Genomic DNA, 15,220 nt, shown 5'->3' with positions numbered 1-15,220 from the left:
ATAAAATTTAGAGCTGCGTACGCATCGTTGACTTGATCAAAAATATTTGCCTTAGCTAATCTGAGAAAATAGTTAGTGTTGGAAAGACGCCTTGAATCAAAAGTTTGCACACCGAGCCAGGCAACGCCATTTTCAACCAGGATCTTTCCAAGCTCAACGTCTCTTCCTTTCATGTTACCTGAGCCATGCAAAATCACAACAACTGGAAAAGGACCCCTGCCATCAGGAAATCCAGCGGTAAGCTTAAGTTTAACTTTTTTTCTATCGCCTTTGAGCCCGTTAGCTTCTGATGATTCAATGATAAAAAAATTATCCCGACGGAATGTATTTGCACTTTCTTCAGAAAACGCTAGCTCCGCAAAACCGACACATATAGACAACACAGCACTGAAAAGGCCCACTGTGAATTTATTCATTCTGAATGCTCTCCTATCATCTGACATCCCCCTAGTGGATGCCGTTTGATAACAACCGACATTCCCCAAGCTGCATGTCTTTCAACGCAAATTCGCCTGAATCTGTCTGCTTGCCAAGCCTTTTTCGGCCCGAGCGGTATCTGCCTGATCGCAGACGGCGCGAGTCGGTCGGGTTACCCCCAGAGGAAATTGGAATCCACTCTCCCCCACAGCGAAGCGAGATCATATCTACCGATGTTCTAGGACAGACCTACCCGACATGGACATCTGCCCAGACCCTTTCTAGCAGCTGGGGTATTTTAGAGGCGAACATAGAGGATAATTATTCTAGTACAGGTATGTATGATGAAAGTGATCTGAAGCCGAATCTTAAGAATATCAACATCAACTTTTATCTTATTTGTCGTGAAAAGTTAAATGAGTTATCAAAATACACAAGAGGAATCCGCCTAAGGGTTTTGCTACAGCGCTATTGTTGACGATATAGGCATTCCATTACCAAGGGAAATAGAGACGAAGCCATGAAGCTAGAGTTCCACCACATCAACTATGTCGCTGAAGACGTCGATAGGCTGCATGACTTCTACACCAACATCCTTGGTCTAGCTGATATTCCGATGACCACATTCCCACGACCTGAAGCCACCTCGACCAGTGGTTACGATGGAAAGATTAGATTTGCTACCGATGGTCAGATGCAGATGCACCTCGCCACCAAAGACCTTACTGTCGCCTTCAAGAATGGGGAGGTCATCAACCCCGTTGAGCGGGGGCATATAGCCTTCAGGACGGACGACATAGCAGCGTTCAAAGCTCTGTTAGATCAGCACGGCATCCCTTATTCGGACTATGGGACTGCATTTGCCAAAGAGTGGCATCAGGTGTTTTTCCATGATCCTGAGGGCAATGTCATCGAAGTGCATCAGGCCGTTGGCTGACCAAGAGAACGCCAAAACTGATAGATTTCCGACACAGCATCAGGGATAGCATCAGCAGCTTCAGCCAGAACCTCATCCAGTTCCTCTTGCGGTATACCCATCACTGAGTTGCCATTCTCATCTAGCAGGTGTGCAATGATAGGGGCGACAAGATGCCCGTCAGTGCCGCTCAGCCCCGCGTTTTTTCTGGAAGTGCCGTTAAATGCACTCAACGACTGCGGCGACGTGGCCGAGAGGCCAAACCTACAGCCTGTAGGAAACAGACGCCATGATTTCAGCCTTCCTAGCAAAGCTGATGTCGTTGCCATACAGACCATAAGTCATGGTGTCCAAGTCGTGCCCAACGATGAGCGCTGCCTGACTTTCAGGGATTCCAGCATCCCGCATCATGGAGGTTAGGGTCTTCCTGAACGAGTGAAACACAAAGTTCTTTGGGTAGCCCAGACTGGTCTTTAGGCGGCTGAACCTATGCCCAATGACTGACCCTCTATGCCCGTATTTGTTGGCTGTCAGGTCGGGTAACAAGTAGCCGTCTGTGCTTTCATCGAACAGCCTAGCCACAAGCTGCTTGATGTCCGAATGGATGGGGATTTCACGCCACCCAGCAGCAGACTTGGCATCTTCGACAACAAACCTGTCAGACTTCACCTGTTCCAGCTTCATGGCGCACAGTTCTTCCCTCCGCATCCCTGTATGGGCACCCAGCCTAATCAGATCGTTCAGAACGGTGTCGTCTGGTCTAGCAGCCAGCAGCTTGTGGTAATCTTCGACAGTCCAAGACTTACGTTTTGACCTCATTTCCTCAGCGACTAGGGCCTTGCTGCGCTTGGGTGCCTTGACCAACCCTTGAGGTGGCGGGGGCGCCTTGGTGTGTTTCTTATCAACACAGAACTGCCAGTAGCCTCTGACATGCCCGACTTTCTTTTTGACTGTCGGGACACTCAGACTCGAACGCAGTTCATCTACCCAGCCCTCAAGGTCTTCCTTTCCCACAGTCTCAAAGAACCTGAACTTGTCGCAGAACAGCGTGAGGTTGGCCCTAGCCTCATCTGCTGTCTTGGGCTGAAACTCGGCTTGGGCTATCCAGTCTTCAATGAACCCTTCTGTTGGGGTCCAGTCACCCTGAACCCTTGATAGCAGTTCCTCAGCATAGTCTTGGTCTGGATTGTCGCGTAGATTGTATGCCAACTCCATAATGGCCTCATCCTCAAAGCCTTTCCACTTAGTTTTGATTTCGTCGCGCAGCAGCCTGACCTCATCGGCTATGGCTTGCAGGCTGACCGGACCCCTGTTGTTGCGGGCAGCTTTGATGAGGGCCTTCCACTCAGCGACGTAGGGCAACTTGAGAACTTCAGCCTCTGACCTGCTGTCAGTTTGCAGGGTCTGAGTGAACTTGGTCTTCCTGAAATAGGGCTGAACATCCTTGGGGATGTAGACGACAACATGCCAAGTGTTGAACTGTCTCTCTAGGTATCTGGGCATCTTTTCCCCGTAGGTTTTCCCCGTAGGTATAGACTCAAGCAGCTGTAAATCAATGAAAAAAGGGGATTAGCCCTCATGTTATCCCCTCCCCTACGGGCTGCCACGTCGTCTTCCCCTCAGATATCCAGCGTGTTCTCACGCTCCCAGTCCGAGAAATGCTGCATGTAGCTTTGCCATTCCTGCAGTTTCATCTTGGCATAGCTGGCCGAAAATTCGGCACCCAGCATCGTGGTTAGGCCCGTGTCGGACTGGAAGGCGCGGATCGCATCCATGAGGTTCAGCGGCAGGCGCACGGCATCTTTGACCGTATGACCATCGGTATACATGTTGATATCATGGCGCGGGCCGGGATCGGCTTTTGCCTCGAGTCCCGACAGACCGGCGGCGATGATGGCGGCCTGCAGCAGATAGGGGTTGGCCGCCCCGTCCGGCAGACGCAGCTCGAACCGGCCCGGGCCGGGGACGCGCACCATATGAGTGCGGTTGTTGCCGGTCCAGGTGACCGTATTGGGGGCCCAGCTGGCACCCGACAGGGTCGCCGGGGCGTTGATGCGCTTGTAGCTGTTCACCGTGGGGTTGGTCAGCGCGGCCAGGGCCTCTGCATGCCGCATGATGCCCCCAAGGAAGTGGCTGCCCTGCTCGGACAGGCCAAGCTCGCCCGCAGGACCGGTTCCGGTATCCGTGGCAAAGACGTTGGACTTGCCCTCCATGTCCCAGACCGAGATATGCGCATGACAGCCGTTGCCGGTCAGATTGGCGATGGGTTTTGGCATGAAAGTGGCGCGCAGCCCGTATTTCTCGGCCACGGATTTGACCATGAACTTGAAGAACGAGTGGCGATCCGCCGTCACCAGCGCATCGGCGAAATCCCAGTTCATCTCGAACTGGCCATTGGCGTCCTCGTGATCGTTCTGATAGGGTCCCCAGCCCAGGTCCAGCATGTATTCGCAGATCTCGGCGATCACATCATAGCGCCGCATCACCGCCTGTTGATCATAACAGGGCTTGGCCGCGGTGTCGGCGGGATCTGAAATCTCCTTGCCATCCGGAGTGAGCAGGAAGAACTCGGCCTCGATCCCGGTTTTGACACGCATGCCCTTTGCGCCGGCTTTGGCCACCATCGCGCGCAGCACGTTGCGTGGGGCCTGAGCAACCTCGGCCCCCTCCATCACCGGGTTGGCGGCAACCCAGGCCACCTCGGGCTTCCAGGGCAACTGGATCACCGTGTCGGGATCAGGGACCGCCAGCATGTCCGGATCGGCTGGCGACATATCGAGCCAGGCCGCAAAGCCTGCGAATCCGGCCCCGTCCTGCTGCATATCCGCGATGGCTTGCGCCGGAACCAGCTTGGCCCGTTGCCCGCCAAAGAGGTCGGTGAACGAGATCATGAAGAACTTAACGCCATTTTCTGCGGCGAACGCGGCAAGATCGGTCATATTGATGGTCCTTTGCTCTAAACTCGGTCGGACGCGGTTTTGGCCGCGTCCGCCACATTACATACCTGATTTCCCCGGAATCCACTCGGTTCCCGCCAAGGGCACCTGAGCCATGGCGGCAGCTTCTATCGTCAGGGCGCAGAGATCCTCGGGTTCGAGGTTGTGCACGTGGCTTTTGCCACAGGCCCGCGCGATGGTCTGGCATTCCAGTGTCAGCACATTGAGGTAATTGCGCAGCCGCCGTCCTGCTTCCACCGGATCAAGCCGTGACATTAGATCGGGATCCTGCGTGGTGATGCCCGCAGGGTCCCTGCCCTCATGCCAGTCATCATAGGCCCCGGCCGTGCTGCCCAACGCCTGATACTCGGCCTCCCATTTCGGATCATTGTCTCCGATGGCGATCAGCGCCGCAGACCCGATCGAGACCGCATCCGCCCCCAGTGCCAGCGCCTTGGCCACATCCGCCCCGGTGCGGATACCGCCCGATACAACCAGTTGTACCTTGCGATGCATGCCCAGATCCTGAAGCGCTTTGACCGCCGGCCGGATACAAGCCAGCGTGGGCTGGCCCACATGTTCGATGAACACATCCTGCGTCGCCGCCGTGCCGCCCTGCATGCCGTCCAGCACGATCACATCAGCCCCGGCCTTGACCGCCAAAGCCACGTCATAATAGGGCCTTGCGCCACCGATCTTGATATAGATCGGCTTTTCCCAACCGGTGATCTCGCGCAGTTCGAGAATCTTGATTTCCAGATCATCGGGCCCGGTCCAGTCCGGATGGCGACAGGCAGAGCGCTGATCGACACCCATGGGCAGATCGCGCATACCCGCCACCCGTTCGGTGATCTTCTGACCCAGGAGCATACCGCCGCCGCCGGGCTTGGCACCCTGACCCACGACAACCTCGATCGCATCCGCGCGGCGCAGATCGTCCGGGTTCATGCCATAGCGGCTTGGCAGATACTGATAGACCAGCTTGGCCGAATGCCCCCGCTCTTCCTCGGTCATCCCGCCGTCTCCGGTGGTGGTCGAGGTGCCCGCCAAGGTCGCGCCGCGCCCCAACGCCTCCTTGGCCGGACCCGAGAGGGACCCAAAGCTCATGCCCGCAATGGTGATCGGTATATCCAGTTCGATCGGCTTGCTGGCAAAACGGGTGCCCAACGTGACCTTGGTCTCGCAACGTTCGCGATATCCTTCCAGCGGATAGCGGCTGATCGAGGCCCCGAGAAACAGCAGGTCATCGAAATGCGGCACACGGCGTTTGGCCCCACCGCCGCGGATATCATAGATACCTGTCGCCGCGGCCCGGCGGATTTCCGAATTCACTTCGTCGGAAAAGGTCCAGCTTTTGCGCGGTACGGTGTTCGGAGTGCGGTCCATGATCAATACTCCCCCGCGTTGTCGATATCAAAGTTATAGAGCTTGCGCGCCGAGCCATAGCGGCGGAATTCTTCGGGTTTCGCATCCGCTCCCGCGCGCTCCAGCAACGCGGCCAGCTGCGTGTGATGTTCGGGCCGCATCTCTTTCTCGATGCAATCGGCACCTAGGGATTTCACCGCACCGCGTACGAAAATCCGCGCCTCATAAAGGGAATCGCCCAGCGCCTCGCCCGCGTCTCCCAGCACCACAAGGTTGCCCTTCTGCGCCATGAAGGCCGACATGTGGCCGATATTGCCATGTACCACGATGTCGATCCCCTTCATCGAGATCCCGCAGCGCGATGAGGCATTGCCCTTGATCACCAACAGCCCGCCATGGGCGGTCGCCCCGGCATATTGGCTGGCATCGCCGTCGATGATCACGGTGCCCGACATCATGTTTTCCGCCACGCCGGGCCCGACAGAGCCGGTTACATGCACCGTGGCTTCCTTGTTCATCCCGGCGCAGTAATACCCGGTCGAGCCTTTGATCGTGACCTCAAGCGGCCCGTCCAGACCGACGGCGACCGCGTGGGCACCCTTGGGATTATGGATTTCCCAGGCGGTCATGTTGGTTTGCCTGGCCTGCGTCTGCAACATGGCGTTCAACTCGCGCAGCGGCGTCTGTTCCAGATCGATCACCTGCATGCTCAGCGCTCCCAGAAGTAAACAGTGGCGGGTTCCGGTTCCCAGACGCGGGCGGCGTCAATGCCGGGCAATGTGGCCAGCGCGCGGTACTCGGACCCGAAGGCGACGTAGTCGTCGGTTTCCGCCATCACGGCGGGTTTGCAGGCAATCGGATCGCGCACGACGCCAAAGCCGGTCCTGGTGCCCACAACGAAGGTGAAGAAGCCGTCAAGATCCTTGAGCGTGCCCTCGAGCGCCGTGCCCAGATTGGCCCCTTCAGCCAGCCGGGACGAGATGTAACAGGCCGCGACTTCGGTATCGTTCTGGGTCTGGGGGGCAAACCCCTTTTGCGCCAGAACCCGGCCCATGATGTTGTGGTTGGAAAAAGAGCCATTGTGCACGAGGCACTGATCGTCATCGGTGGAAAACGGATGCGCACCCAGCGTGGTCACCGCCGATTCCGTCGCCATCCGCGTGTGGCCAATGCCATGGGTGCCGCCCATCTGGCGAATGGCAAAGCGACGCGCGACATCTTCGGGCAGGCCGGTCTCCTTGAATATCTCCATGGAATGGCCCGCGCCCATCACGCGAATGCCGCGTTTCGCCAGAACCGCGCGCACGGCGTCTTCCGCGTCCTCGGGCAGCAGGATGACCGCATGGGTGTCGATCACGCGTACCGACACCGGTTGGCCCGCGGCCGCGCTCAGATCAGGCTCCAGCGCGTCAAAGGCGGTATCCGGTGTATCCGATTGTACGGTCAGCTTGAGCGCCTCGGCCTCATCTCCATAGATCGCGATACCCGCGCTGTCGGGACCACGATCTGTCATCGTGATCAGCATATCACTCAGCAAATCGCCCAAACGCGGGCGCAGATCTTCGTTCTTGAGAAACAGGCCAACAATGCCACACATGATGTTTCGCCTTTTGTCATGTCAGTGTCCGGTTTCAGTGCTACCCAGACACGCTGTTCCTGACAATATATTTTTTTTCCTTTTAGGAAACATCGTTGAGCATTGCTGCGATGGTTTCCAAGCACCCTGCCTGACAGGCGCTCAAAAAACAGGCTGTTCAGACCTGCTGCGGATAGGAGATGATCGACAAGTAGCGCGCGGGCAGCTCGATCAGCTCTTCCGGGCCATGGGGCGCGTCGGCATCGAACAAAAGCGTATCCCCCGGCTCAAGCCGATAGATCCGGTCGGCATGCCGATACCCGACCACCCCGTCCAGCACATAGAGGATCTCGATCCCCTCATGCTGAAACGCCGGAAACCGGTCGCTGTCCGAGGTCAGCGTGATCAGGTAGGGTTCGACAACCACGCCAGAGTTATTGGCACCGATATGACCCAACAGGTGGTATTGATGACCCGCGCGCGTGCCGGCGCGCTGGGTCTCGGCCCCTTCTCCGGCTTTGACATGCATCGCGCCGCGCGGCTCTTCAAACCCGGCAAACAAGGCCGTCAGCGGAACACCCAGCGCGTGGGACAGCGCCTGTATGGTCTGCAGCGAGGGTGAGATCACGCCATTTTCGATCTTGGACAGCATCCCGACCGACAGCCCGGCCTGTGCGGCCAGATCGGCCCCGGTCATCCGCTGGCGCGTCCGCAAGGCGCGTACCTGACGGCCGATCGCTATCTCCAGCGTCTTTTCGCGGATGTCGCGCAGCGCATGCGGGTCTTGCGTCAGCGCGGCAGGTTTGGCGGGGACGGTCACAGGCACCTCCTGGCCTTGAGGGGACGATACGTGCAGTGTTTCGTCATCCCTCCTGCAGCGTCAAGCCGATTGCGCGCCACGCTGCGCCGCGTCAAACACCGTATGGCAGCCGCGCCCGGCTTCCTTGGATGCATAAAGCGCGCTGTCCCCATCGCTGAACAGCTGGGCAATCTGAGGGGTGGCATAGTCGCGCGAGAAAACCGTGCCTATACTGGCCGAGATACGGCAGGCCATGTCACCGAACATGATTGGCACGCTGAGACGCGAGATCAGGCGGCTGGCGATCCGGTTGATCGTATCGCGCCCGGGTGCGGCATCGATGGCCAGCACGAATTCATCGCCCCCCACCCGGGACACCATGTCACGCGTACGCGTTTCCTCGCGCATGATCCGGGCGACTTGTTGAAGGACATGATCCCCGGCGGCGTGACCCAGCGTGTCATTCACCTGTTTGAAATAATCCAGATCCACAAACATCAGCGCAAAATCCCCGCCCCGCGCGATCAGTCGGGTCACAAAGTTTTCCAACCCCCGCCGATTGTCCAACCCTGTCAACGCATCGGTCAGCGCCAGATGCTCGGCCGCCGTCTTGGCCGCCTGCAACCGTTCATTCAGGCGGCGCGATGCATCCATTGCGGCCGATTTTGCCTCGACCAGATACAGCATCTCGATGGTCAGATCCGTGGGCGCGAAATCGGTATTGCTCAGCGCATAGTCCTGCACCGCCTCGACCACGGAAATTCCGAAGGACAGGTTGAGCAGCATCCCCTCTGCGTCGATGGCAGGCATGCCGATGGCCTTGAACGTGGTCTGCGGGCTGTCGCGAAAGCGCAGATGCAGCTTGCGGCCCATATGGGCAAACAGATCTTCGGTGCGCATGACATCCCGTGGGATCATCACGTCGAAGATCTCAAGGAAGGGCCTGCCGACCAATTCCCGTTCCGGGCGCAGTTTGCGCAGCGTCGGACCCGCATGCAGGATCTGTCCCTGCGTTGCGACCACCGCATGCATCGGACAAATCAGATCCATCGACCGTTTCATCATGATGATCCCATCCCCAACTCAAAACTTCTGCCCTCGGCATAGGTGTCCTCGATGATTGCGATCGAGATCGCCTCGCCGCCGGTGCTGTCCCCCGCGCGCGCACCCTGATGATCCAGCATCGCCAATGCGCCGTAATCATCCGCAATGGCGCGCAAAACGCCCACCATGACATGGCCATACCCCTCGAGACCGGGATCACAATGCAGCACGAACCGCCCCTGCCCCTGCTCGATCAGGCTCAGGCCCGGCAAGGACAGATCATCGACTGCCAGCCGCACCCGATCCGGCAATTCTTCGAGCGAGTGCAGAAAATCCTCATAGGTCACGCCCCCAAAGCGCAGCAACCGGCGGATCGCGGGCAAGGTGGGGCTGGTCACAAGGAATGTCCCAAGATCCTCAAGCAATGGGTCGCGCGCACGGCCCAGCAGGCACGCCAGGGCGGTGATGGTGCGATCCGTCACGCTGTCCTCATAGCTCAGCATCGCCTCGAAAGAGGTAAAGCCAAGACCGGCCTCATCGCTGACGCGCAGCCACAGATCCTGCCCATATGTCTCGCGGGCGAACGCCTCGATCGCGGTGTTGATCAATCCATGCATGGATACCTCTGACCTCAGAAGGTTTCAGCATCGCGCAGCACTGCTTAACGGCGTCCCAACAGGTTCAATTTTCGGTATTTTTAGCCCCTGCAGGCGCCCTCAGTTGCCCGGCAGCAACCGCAGCTTGTCCAGCTGCAACACCGACACGCCGCTGGGCACCACCTCGAAGTCGCCGGACAAGACCCGGGCGATGGCATCTGCGGGCAACTCGGCCCAACTGTCCGAGCCCATGTCATAAAGCTCGCGCACCCGATCGGTGATCTGGCCGTTTTCAAGAGTCACATGATTGCCCACAACCCGGCCTGCCGCGTGAAACAGGATCACCGCCTGTTCATCTGCCGGGATACCCGGCAGGAAGGCACCGGAGACCCACACGCAGCTCGGCCCGCCCCCATCCTGACGCGCGCAGCCCTGCTGCCAACGGGTCAGGCGATAATCAGGCAATCCGGCAAACATCTCTTCGGTCAGTTCGATCGCCCCAACCGGGCGCACCGCCATCAGCGGTACCAACTGGCCAAGCCCGATCAACGCCGTTTCAGTGTTCATGCGCTGTTCGAAATCAAACCGCGTCTCGGACCCCGCCAACGCCGACAGGCGCGTGCTCAGATCGCCGTCCGGTGCCTGCTGCGCCTGCGCCTCAAGCGCGGCCAGCGCGGCCTGGCCGGCATGACCCCAGTCATTGGCCATCTCCCAGAGGGGCAATTGTTCGGGCGTCGCCTCACCGGTCTCAAAGCGCGCCAACTGGCTTTGGGCCGAGATCCTTTCTGCATTCAGAACCGGCGTCAGCCACAGTGCGGCCACCACCATCGCGATCAACGCCATGGTCACGTTCCCGCGTCGGATCGCACCGCGCCAGCCACGCCCGCGCAGCGCCGCGATGGCATAAGTCAGACCATAGATCAGCAAGACAGCCGCAACCGTGATCGCCAGTACCCTCTCGGGCGTCCATTGATACTGCTGGACCCGCAGGACCACCGACCAGAGCGCCAAACCGCTCAGCACCGGCACCGTCATTGCCAAAGCCCGCGCCGCCGCCTTCATGCCAGGGGTGTTGATCCCATCGGCATCGTCACGATCCAGCGCCACACTGATGAGCGAGATCGCGGCAATCGCAACCCCCATCAGCGTTCCCGCTGACGAGAATTCGCCAAACAGATGTGACAGCCCCCGAAACGGCAAAGCGGCGATGAACACGGCAACCACACCCAGAACGATCGGCAGCAAAAGCCGCAGCAATCGCAACAAAAGCAGGGGCGAGACATATTTCCTGAGCTCGAACGCCACCGCAAGGCCAAGACCCAGCACCGCGCCGCTCAGCGCAAAGCGGACCCAGTCGACCTCGAAAAGAACCTGAATGACCTCGATATCAACAAGTTCCAGCAAGGAGTTCGACAAGAACACAATGACCCAGAACACGCCGACAAACAGCCAGCCCGCCACATAGCGCACAGCGATTGTCCAGGCCGTGTCAAACAGAGTGGCATAGTCAAAAACCCGCTCACGCTGCGACATCCACACCGACACAAACGGAGTCGCCAGAACCACCATCACCCCGGCAACCGCCAGCGCCCGGGGGTCATCCAGAAACTGACCGGCCTCATCAAAGCGAAAGCCCGCCCAGCTGATCAGAGTCGAAATCGGAACAGCCACCATCAGCCCGGCAAGCACCGCTCGCCCTACCGACACAGGTCCGGTCACAGCAAGCGCCACACCAAAGAACACGGCCGCAAAGGAAAACAGCGTCAGAAAAACCCGCGCGCCCAGCAGATCGGCACCCCAGCTATCGGCCAGCACCCAAAGGCAAAAGGCCGCCAGAGCGCCAAATCCAATCAGAAAGACCCGCCCGCCCACACCTGCATCGCTGTCCGTCATTCCCGCACCCTTGTTGGCTTCGCACCAAAGCTATAGCCAAGCGGGATCAGGGCCAAGGGCTTGCGTGGCGGGATCGGCTACAGCCGGTTCAACCACGCCATGACGCTTCAGAAATCCGTCGGTGCCCCGCCCTCGCGCTTGCGCCTCTCGACGAATGCGGCAAGCTCTTCGCGGATGGCTTCATCGAGGGGCGGCGCCTCGAAACTGCCGATGATCTCCTTGAACATGTGATGCGCACGCTCAGGCGTCCAGACCGCGCCGGCCGCCTCCCAGGCTTCATAGTTTTTCCAATCCGACAGGAAGGGCTGATAAAAGGCCGTGGTATAGCGATCCTGCGTGTGCTGGATGCCAAAGAAGTGGCCTTGGTTGCCTACCTCCTTGATCGCGTCCAGCGCAATTTCATCTGGTCCCGTGGCGGTAATCACGGGCTCCATATAGCGCTGGATCTGCTGCAAGAGCTCGCAATCCATGATGAATTTCTCAGGCGAGGCGATCAACCCGCCCTCAAGCCATCCGGCGGCGTGATAGACCATGTTGGTGCCTGACTGGACTGCCGCCCAAAGGCTGTTCGAGGTCTCCCACATCGCCTGACCATCCGGCACATTGGCCGCACAGACCCCCGACGAGCGCATGGGCAGGCCGTAAAACCGCGCCAGCTGTCCCGTCATCTGGGTTGCGCGCATGTATTCGGGCGTTCCGAAGGCCGGCGCGCCCGATTTCATGTCGACATTCGACGTGAACGTGCCGATCGCACAGGCCACGCCGGGATTGATGTATTGCGCCAGCGCAATCGCGCACAGCCCCTCGGCAATCGATTGCGCCACGGCACCGGCCATCGTGACAGGTGCCATGGCACCGGCCAGGGTGAAAGGTGTGACCACCAGCGCCTGACCGCGCCGCGCCAGACGCATCCAGCCATCCATCATCGGATAGTCATGCTTGAGCGGCGAGGTCGAATTGATGTTGGTATACATCCGCGGAGTGGCGTCGAATTCCTCATGCGACAATCCACCGGCGATGCGCACCATCTCCATCACATCCTCGACCCGCTCCTTGCCAAGGCTATAGGCGTGCATCACCTTGTCCGTCAGCGTCAGCTTGTCATAGAGCACGTCCAGATGGCGCACGCTGGCATGGATATCCACCGGCTCTACAGGATAACCGCCGGCGAAATGAATGCAGTTGAAATATTGCGTCAGCTTGAGCAGGTTCTGACACATCTCGCGATTGCCCGGAACCTTCCGGCCCAGTTCCATATCCCAGTAATTTGGCGGTGAGGACACGTTGCCAAACACGATGTGCTTGCCGCCAATGGGGATCTGACGCGCGGGGTTGCGCGGTGTGATGGTGAATTCAGACGGGGCCTTGCCCACCATCTCCATCACGAAATCCCGGTCCATCCTGACCAGGTCACCCTCGACCTTGCAGCCCGCCTGCTTGAAGATCGCCAGCGCCTCGGGGTTCAGGAACTCGACCCCGATTTCCTCCAGAATGCGCATCGCGCCTTCGTGGATGGCGGCCACACCTTCTTCGCTCAGGGGTTCGGTGGGGCGATCGATGTTGACCGGGATGCGCCAGGGCATCTGCTCGATCACTTCGCCTCCGCGCCGGTGCGCATTGCCCGCCCGTCCGCCGCCGCGTTTCTTGCGTGTCGCTGCATCTGCCATGAGGTCCCTCCTGGATCAACGTCATCCGAAGAAGGCCTCAAATCACACCGCCAAGCGGCGCTGTTTGCGACGCGCCTTGTCGTTTTTTCCCGCAGACCAGCCAAAACCCGAAATGCTCAGAGCTTGAACGCCACTTCGCCCTCGATCTCGACCGCCAGCTGCATCGGCAGCGACGCCATCCCCACTGCCGAGCGTGCGTGACGCCCGATCTCAGGGCCGAACACATCCAGAATCAGATCGGAAAACCCGTTGATCACGGTGGGTTGCTGGCTGAAATCCGGGCTGCAATTGACCATGCCGAACACCCGCACCCATCCCGTCACCCGGTCCAGATCGCCCAGCGCGCGTTTGAGCCCGGCGATCATCGCCAGCCCCGTCATCTGCGCCAGATGGTTGGCCTCCTGCACGCTCACATCGATTCCGACCTTGCCAAACGGGCCTGACAAGGTGCCATCGGGGTTCAACGGTCCCTGCCCCGAAATGATCGCGCGATCCCCGCGAATGTTGACTTCGGGAAAGGGCAGAACCATCCCTTCGGGGATTTTCAACGGTGCCGGAAGCACAAGTCCACGCTCGGCCAGGCGGGTCTCAACACGTGACATGGGACAAACCCCTCATTTTCTGGACCCGTCAAGCCAGCCGGGCAGATGGCCGATATCGGGGAAAATCACATCAGCATAGGGGGCCAGTGTCTCGGCCTCGGCCATGCCTGTCAAGACGCCGACCGTGCCCATGCCCGCGCGCCGCCCGGCGATCAGATCATGGGTGCTGTCGCCCACCATGATCGCCCGATCCGGCGTAACCCCCGTGGCCTTGCAAAACGCCAACAAGGGCTCGGGGGCCGGTTTCGCACCGTATCCGCTGTCGAACCCGGCAATGAAGGCGAACCGATCCCGCACCTGCGCTTCGCCCAGATGCGCAAGCGCCACCGCCTCGCTGTCATTTGTCATGACGCCCAGCGTCAGACCGCGCCGGATCAGCCCGTCAAGGAACGGGATCAGCGGCACTGCCTCGGCCTGCGGTGCCGTCGCGGCCTCATCGTTCAGCATCGCCAGAAACGCATCCGCATCGACGTCGGGAAAGTGCGGCAGGAGAGCGCAGGTGATCTCGCCCGGGGTGCCGGCGATCACGACACTGTCGCGGGCAAAGGCACGGTGTTCCAGATCGAAGCCGATATGGTGCCCGATCTCTGCCGCGCGGGCGCGATCCCCGCCGGTTGCGCGCATCAGAAACGACGACGCCCAGGCTTCCCATGTCGCGCCGAAATCAAACAGAGTGCCGTCCTTGTCAAACAGGATCGCGCCGATATCCATGCTCATGTCCAATGCACCGAAGCCCCGCCTGGCAAGGCCCAACGGGCCTGCAGCGGAACCTCATAGCCGATCTCATGCGCATCGCAGAAGGCGATGATCCAGGCATCATCCATCGTCAGAAACTCCAGAACGGACCCCAGGAAATCCGGATCCCCCGCGCGGGCCTGCAGGTCTGATTGCGATGCTCCCGATGCCCCCAGAAAGACGGGCAGCAGGTCTTCGTTGCCCACAAGCCAGCCCAGCGCCTTCAGGGCGATCGTCTCGGCGTAGTCTTGCGTCATGGCCATGGGTGAGAACACTTTTACCGATGTCGGAAAGGGTTTGTTAACCGTTTTACCTAAAGACTGTGGCGCACAGGTCAAGCATCACGATGAAGGGGTTATGGTGCAGGGAACGGTTCTCATAGCTGATGGCGTCGCAACCAACCGCATTTTGCTCAAGGCCAAGCTCAAGCCGTGGAGCTATGATGTCATCGTCACCGGCAGCGCAGAAGGCCTTTTGGCCCAGGCGCGTCGCGAAGCCCCCACGTTGATCATCCTGTCCGACAACCTGCCGGATGGGCGTGCGGCGATGATCTGTGCGCAGTTCAAGGCCGACAAAATGCTGCTCCATGTGCCGATCATCGCGATCGCCCGCAGCCAGGATGAGGCCGACCGCCTGTGCCTGCTCAGGGCGGGGGCTGACGATGTCTTTGCGCG

The 15,220-nt window shown here is 59.5% G+C and carries 16 protein-coding genes; 2 read left to right on the top strand and 14 right to left on the bottom strand.

The features are described 5' to 3' along the window. On the bottom strand, nt 1–416 hold a 416-nt coding region (locus tag WAO69_RS15270), incomplete at its 3' end, for a hypothetical protein (RefSeq protein WP_422180662.1). 521 nt (nt 417–937) lie between these two features. On the opposite strand from WAO69_RS15270, the gene WAO69_RS15265 reads away from it, so the two are divergent. Further along, on the top strand, nt 938–1,354 hold the full coding sequence (locus WAO69_RS15265; RefSeq protein ID WP_422180660.1) for a VOC family protein: 417 nt from the start codon (nt 938–940) through the stop codon (nt 1,352–1,354). Nucleotides 1,355–1,597: 243 nt separating this feature from the next. On the opposite strand, the gene WAO69_RS15260 is transcribed toward WAO69_RS15265, so the two are convergent. The 13 genes from WAO69_RS15260 to WAO69_RS15200 form a co-directional block, all read right to left on the bottom strand. Next, the gene (locus WAO69_RS15260; RefSeq protein WP_422180658.1) at nt 1,598–2,836 is read right to left on the bottom strand and encodes a tyrosine-type recombinase/integrase; all 1,239 of its coding nucleotides are present in this window, start codon (nt 2,834–2,836) and stop codon (nt 1,598–1,600) included. A 116-nt stretch (nt 2,837–2,952) separates the two neighbouring features. Beyond that, nucleotides 2,953–4,272, bottom strand: coding sequence for a type III glutamate--ammonia ligase (glnT, locus tag WAO69_RS15255; RefSeq protein WP_422180656.1), 1,320 nt, complete (start codon nt 4,270–4,272; stop codon nt 2,953–2,955). A 57-nt stretch (nt 4,273–4,329) separates the two neighbouring features. Continuing rightward, complete coding sequence (locus tag WAO69_RS15250; protein WP_422180654.1) at nt 4,330–5,655, bottom strand: FMN-binding glutamate synthase family protein; 1,326 nt, start codon at nt 5,653–5,655, stop codon at nt 4,330–4,332. Nucleotides 5,656–5,657: 2 nt separating this feature from the next. Next, a complete protein-coding gene (locus tag WAO69_RS15245) occupies nt 5,658–6,341 on the bottom strand; it encodes a protein GlxC (protein ID WP_422180652.1) in 684 nt (227 codons plus the stop codon). Between the two features lie 2 nt (nt 6,342–6,343). After that, complete coding sequence (locus WAO69_RS15240) at nt 6,344–7,231, bottom strand: class II glutamine amidotransferase (protein ID WP_422180650.1); 888 nt, start codon at nt 7,229–7,231, stop codon at nt 6,344–6,346. A gap of 157 nt (nt 7,232–7,388) precedes the next feature. After that, nucleotides 7,389–8,030, bottom strand: coding sequence for a helix-turn-helix domain-containing protein (locus tag WAO69_RS15235; RefSeq protein WP_422180648.1), 642 nt, complete (start codon nt 8,028–8,030; stop codon nt 7,389–7,391). A 60-nt stretch (nt 8,031–8,090) separates the two neighbouring features. Further along, complete coding sequence (locus WAO69_RS15230) at nt 8,091–9,074, bottom strand: diguanylate cyclase domain-containing protein (protein WP_422180646.1); 984 nt, start codon at nt 9,072–9,074, stop codon at nt 8,091–8,093. Next, nucleotides 9,071–9,670, bottom strand: coding sequence for a heme NO-binding domain-containing protein (locus WAO69_RS15225; protein WP_422180644.1), 600 nt, complete (start codon nt 9,668–9,670; stop codon nt 9,071–9,073). The genes WAO69_RS15230 and WAO69_RS15225 overlap by 4 nt, the downstream gene beginning before the upstream one ends. Before the next feature lie 99 nt (nt 9,671–9,769). Next, on the bottom strand, nt 9,770–11,542 hold the full coding sequence (locus WAO69_RS15220; RefSeq protein ID WP_422180642.1) for a hypothetical protein: 1,773 nt from the start codon (nt 11,540–11,542) through the stop codon (nt 9,770–9,772). A gap of 107 nt (nt 11,543–11,649) precedes the next feature. After that, on the bottom strand, nt 11,650–13,209 hold the full coding sequence (locus WAO69_RS15215) for a trimethylamine methyltransferase family protein (protein WP_422180640.1): 1,560 nt from the start codon (nt 13,207–13,209) through the stop codon (nt 11,650–11,652). Between the two features lie 116 nt (nt 13,210–13,325). Beyond that, the gene (locus WAO69_RS15210; RefSeq protein ID WP_422180637.1) at nt 13,326–13,811 is read right to left on the bottom strand and encodes a RidA family protein; all 486 of its coding nucleotides are present in this window, start codon (nt 13,809–13,811) and stop codon (nt 13,326–13,328) included. A 12-nt stretch (nt 13,812–13,823) separates the two neighbouring features. Beyond that, a complete protein-coding gene (locus tag WAO69_RS15205) occupies nt 13,824–14,522 on the bottom strand; it encodes an HAD family hydrolase (RefSeq protein ID WP_422180664.1) in 699 nt (232 codons plus the stop codon). A gap of 2 nt (nt 14,523–14,524) precedes the next feature. Next, on the bottom strand, nt 14,525–14,809 hold the full coding sequence (locus WAO69_RS15200; protein WP_422180635.1) for a DUF3572 domain-containing protein: 285 nt from the start codon (nt 14,807–14,809) through the stop codon (nt 14,525–14,527). Between the two features lie 97 nt (nt 14,810–14,906). Between WAO69_RS15200 and WAO69_RS15195 the strand changes: the two genes are divergently transcribed. Beyond that, nucleotides 14,907–15,220, top strand: a 314-nt coding sequence (locus tag WAO69_RS15195) for a response regulator (protein ID WP_422180633.1), incomplete at its 3' end; no start/stop codon positions are given.

Source organism: Aestuariivita sp., assembly GCF_049276915.1.
Lineage (GTDB): Bacteria > Pseudomonadota > Alphaproteobacteria > Rhodobacterales > Rhodobacteraceae > Aestuariivita.
Note: the sequence above shows the minus strand (reverse complement) of the source record. Positions and strands in the feature narration are given on the sequence as shown.

Excerpts from the sequence above, each read along its gene's own strand:
- WAO69_RS15265 (WP_422180660.1), top strand. The coding sequence starts at position 938 with ATGAAGCTAGAGTTCCACCACATCAACTATGTCGCTGAAGACGTCGAT.
- WAO69_RS15260 (WP_422180658.1), bottom strand. The coding sequence starts at position 2,836 with ATGCCCAGATACCTAGAGAGACAGTTCAACACTTGGCATGTTGTCGTC.
- glnT (WP_422180656.1), bottom strand. The coding sequence starts at position 4,272 with ATGACCGATCTTGCCGCGTTCGCCGCAGAAAATGGCGTTAAGTTCTTC.
- WAO69_RS15250 (WP_422180654.1), bottom strand. The coding sequence starts at position 5,655 with ATGGACCGCACTCCGAACACCGTACCGCGCAAAAGCTGGACCTTTTCC.
- WAO69_RS15245 (WP_422180652.1), bottom strand. The coding sequence starts at position 6,341 with ATGCAGGTGATCGATCTGGAACAGACGCCGCTGCGCGAGTTGAACGCC.
- WAO69_RS15240 (WP_422180650.1), bottom strand. The coding sequence starts at position 7,231 with ATGTGTGGCATTGTTGGCCTGTTTCTCAAGAACGAAGATCTGCGCCCG.
- WAO69_RS15230 (WP_422180646.1), bottom strand. The coding sequence starts at position 9,074 with ATGATGAAACGGTCGATGGATCTGATTTGTCCGATGCATGCGGTGGTC.
- WAO69_RS15225 (WP_422180644.1), bottom strand. The coding sequence starts at position 9,670 with ATGCATGGATTGATCAACACCGCGATCGAGGCGTTCGCCCGCGAGACA.
- WAO69_RS15220 (WP_422180642.1), bottom strand. The coding sequence starts at position 11,542 with ATGACGGACAGCGATGCAGGTGTGGGCGGGCGGGTCTTTCTGATTGGA.
- WAO69_RS15215 (WP_422180640.1), bottom strand. The coding sequence starts at position 13,209 with ATGGCAGATGCAGCGACACGCAAGAAACGCGGCGGCGGACGGGCGGGC.
- WAO69_RS15210 (WP_422180637.1), bottom strand. The coding sequence starts at position 13,811 with ATGTCACGTGTTGAGACCCGCCTGGCCGAGCGTGGACTTGTGCTTCCG.
- WAO69_RS15205 (WP_422180664.1), bottom strand. The coding sequence starts at position 14,522 with ATGGATATCGGCGCGATCCTGTTTGACAAGGACGGCACTCTGTTTGAT.
- WAO69_RS15200 (WP_422180635.1), bottom strand. The coding sequence starts at position 14,809 with ATGGCCATGACGCAAGACTACGCCGAGACGATCGCCCTGAAGGCGCTG.